The sequence below is a fragment of the Pseudomonas putida genome (assembly GCF_002906855.1).
In the GTDB taxonomy this organism is placed as follows: domain Bacteria; phylum Pseudomonadota; class Gammaproteobacteria; order Pseudomonadales; family Pseudomonadaceae; genus Aquipseudomonas; species Aquipseudomonas putida_N.
Map to the genome: position 1 here is coordinate 1 of NZ_MINI01000041.1, position 2,764 is coordinate 2,764.

Sequence of the window (2,764 nt, forward strand, 5' to 3'; positions counted from 1 at the left end):
CGCTTCGCCGTCGTTGGGCGGTTATGTGGAGGGCGCTTCGCCAATCGGGCAGGCGTTGGTGCAGCTCAAGGGCGTGGCCTTTACGTTCGTGTATTGCTTCGTGGTGAGCTGGGCGATTCTCGGGGCGATCAAGCTGACTGTGGGGCTGCGGGCCAGCCGGGAAGAGGAAGAGCTGGGGCTGGACCTTGCCGAGCATAACGAGCGGGCTTACAACCTCTGAGTGATGGGTTGCTTGTACTGGCCTCTTCGCGGGCGAGCCCACGAAGAGGCCAGTAGAGGTTTGATCAGTGACTCATGGCCAACTTGGCACTGGTCTGGCGACGGCGATAGGCACTGTCACGACTGGCCAGCCACCAGTACAGCGGTGAGGTCACTGCCAGGCCCACCAGCCACGACAGGTCGGCCCCGTTGATGTGCTCGGAGATCGGCCCGACATACAGCGGCGTGTTCATGAACGGAATCTGCACCACGATGCCCACCGCATAGGCAATCAGCGCCTGCGGGTTGTAACGGCCGTAGATCCCGCCATCGACCTTGAAGATCGACTGGATGTCGTAGTCGCCCTTGTGGATTGCGTAGAAGTCGATCAGGTTGATCGCGGTCCACGGCACCAGCACTACCAGCAGCACCAGCACCATGTCGACGAAGTGGCCTATGAAGTCGGCCGAGGCGAACACCGCCACCACGCAGCAGGCCGCCAGCACGATCAGCGACAGCACCGCACGGCTCTTGGCGGTAGGGATCCAGCGGTAGGCGAAGGTCTGCACCAGAGTGATGATCGACAGCACCGCGCCATACAGGTTGAGGGCGTTATGGCTGATCACGCTGAGCAGGAACAGCACCAGCATCACCGGGCCCAGGGTGCCGGTGGCCAGCTTGACCGCGTCCATGGTGTCCATGCCGGCCGGGATCGCCAGCACCGCCACGGCGCCGAAGACGAACGACAGGCTCGAACCCAGGGCCGAGCCCAGGTAGGTGGTCCAGAAGGTCGAGCTGACCTTCACGTCGGCCGGCAGGTAGCGCGAGTAGTCCGACACGTACGGGGCGAAAGCGATCTGCCACAGCGCTGCCAGCGACACGGTGGCCAGCCAGCCGGCCAGGTTGAAGCCGCCGCGGGTGAGGAAGTCGTCACTTTGCACATGGCTGAAGATGTAGCCGAAGCCGACCACGATGCCGATGCCCAGCACCCAGGTGCCGATGCGGTTGAGCACGTGGATGAAGCGGTAGCCGATGATGCCGATGATGCCCGAACCCAGCGCACCGATGACGATGCCCACCGGCACCGGTACGGCCTCGACCACGCCATGCAGCGACTTGCCGGCCAGGACGATGTTGGAGGCGAAGAAGCCGATATACATCACCCCGGCGATCACCACCACCAGCAACGCACCGAGGGTGCCGAACTGGGCGCGGCTCTGGATCATCTGCGGGATGCCCATCTGTGGGCCCTGGGCCGAGTGCAGCGCCATCAGCACGCCGCCGACCAGGTGGCCGACCAGGATGGCGACGATGCCCCACACCAGGTTCAGGTGAAACAGCTGCACGCCCAGGGCGCCGGTGACGATGGGCAGCGGCGCGATATTGCCGCCGAACCACAGTGTGAACAGATCCCTCACCTTTCCATGGCGGTCTTCCGGCGGCACGTAGCCGATCGTGTGTTTTTCTATCAGGGGGGCCGAATTGGCTGCACTGGTCATGACTGACTCCAAGGCAAGGTGGGGCATCGAATGCTGCCCGGGTGCGTGCCGGCGAAGGGCGACGCGTTCTTGTTGGAGCGATGATGCGGGGCGCGGGGATAACGAGAAATTAGTAAATATGTACCCATAAACCTTAAAAAACCTAAGGCTGACAAAAGGTTAAGCGGTGGACGGTAGCAAGGAGGGTGCCAGATGGCTGGAGGGGCCGAGGTAGAGGGAGTGGCGGTTGCCGGGGGCAGGTGGAGTGGGCTGTGTTGGTGCGCAGTGCGCATTAGCAGGGCAATCTACATCGGCAGCAGTCGATCCTGAATGACCTCCTTCATCACCAGGGTCGAACTCAGGCGCTTCACATTGGGAATGCTGGTCAGCTGCTCGTCATACAGCTTCTGAAATGCCGGCAAGTCCTTGGCCACCACATGCAGCAGGTAATCCGGATCACCGAACAGCCGTTGCGCCTCGACAATCTGCGGGATCTCGGCCAACGCCGCTTCGAAGTCCGCCACGGGCTGGCGGGTCACTTCGCGAAGGGTCACGAACACCAGCGCGGCAAAGTTCAGCCCCAAGGCACTTGGCGCCAGGCGGGCGTGGTAGCCCAGAATCGCCCCGGACTCTTCCAGTGCCTTCAGGCGCCGATGGCAGGGGGACAGGCTGAGCCCCACGCGGTCGGCCAGCTCGGTGACCGACAGCCGACCGTCTTTTTGCAGCTCGGCAAGGATTTTTCGATCAGTTCTGTCCATGGGGAAGAATCTTCCAGTAAGTGAATGCTAAGAGGGAATATACGAAAGAAAATCCCCGGGCGGAATCCGTAATCTTTCCTCATCCCAAGGCAGTAGATAAGGAACATTCAAGTGGCTATCAGTGTGCTGACGGCGTTCTGGGCTGTGTCGATGCTGTTCGTGATGACCCCCGGAGCAGACTGGGCCTATGCCATCTCGGCGGGCATGCGCGGGCGTTGGGTTATGCCCGCAGTGGCGGGGATGTTGTCGGGGCATTTCCTCGCCACCCTGGTGGTGGCGGCCGGGGTCGGCAGCCTGCTGGCGGGCCACCCCTTGGCGTTGACCTTGATG

2 protein-coding genes and 2 pseudogenes are annotated in these 2,764 nt (G+C 62.4%); 2 read left to right on the top strand and 2 right to left on the bottom strand.

Annotated elements, in window-relative coordinates:
• Window positions 1-220 (top strand): annotated as a pseudogene (locus tag BGP85_RS22120) (ammonium transporter); the annotation flags it as partial.
• A 64-nt stretch (window positions 221-284) separates the two neighbouring features.
• Here the strand turns inward: BGP85_RS22120 and BGP85_RS22125 are convergent.
• Both BGP85_RS22125 and BGP85_RS22130 read right to left on the bottom strand, forming a co-directional pair.
• Window positions 285-1,697: a purine-cytosine permease family protein gene (locus BGP85_RS22125; RefSeq protein WP_103449916.1), complete on the bottom strand. Its 1,413-nt coding sequence runs from the start codon at window positions 1,695-1,697 to the stop codon at window positions 285-287.
• 284 nt (window positions 1,698-1,981) lie between these two features.
• A complete protein-coding gene (locus BGP85_RS22130; RefSeq protein WP_015270735.1) occupies window positions 1,982-2,434 on the bottom strand; it encodes an Lrp/AsnC family transcriptional regulator in 453 nt (150 codons plus the stop codon).
• A gap of 111 nt (window positions 2,435-2,545) precedes the next feature.
• On the opposite strand from BGP85_RS22130, the pseudogene BGP85_RS22135 reads away from it, so the two are divergent.
• Window positions 2,546-2,764: pseudogene (locus tag BGP85_RS22135) on the top strand (LysE family translocator); the annotation flags it as partial.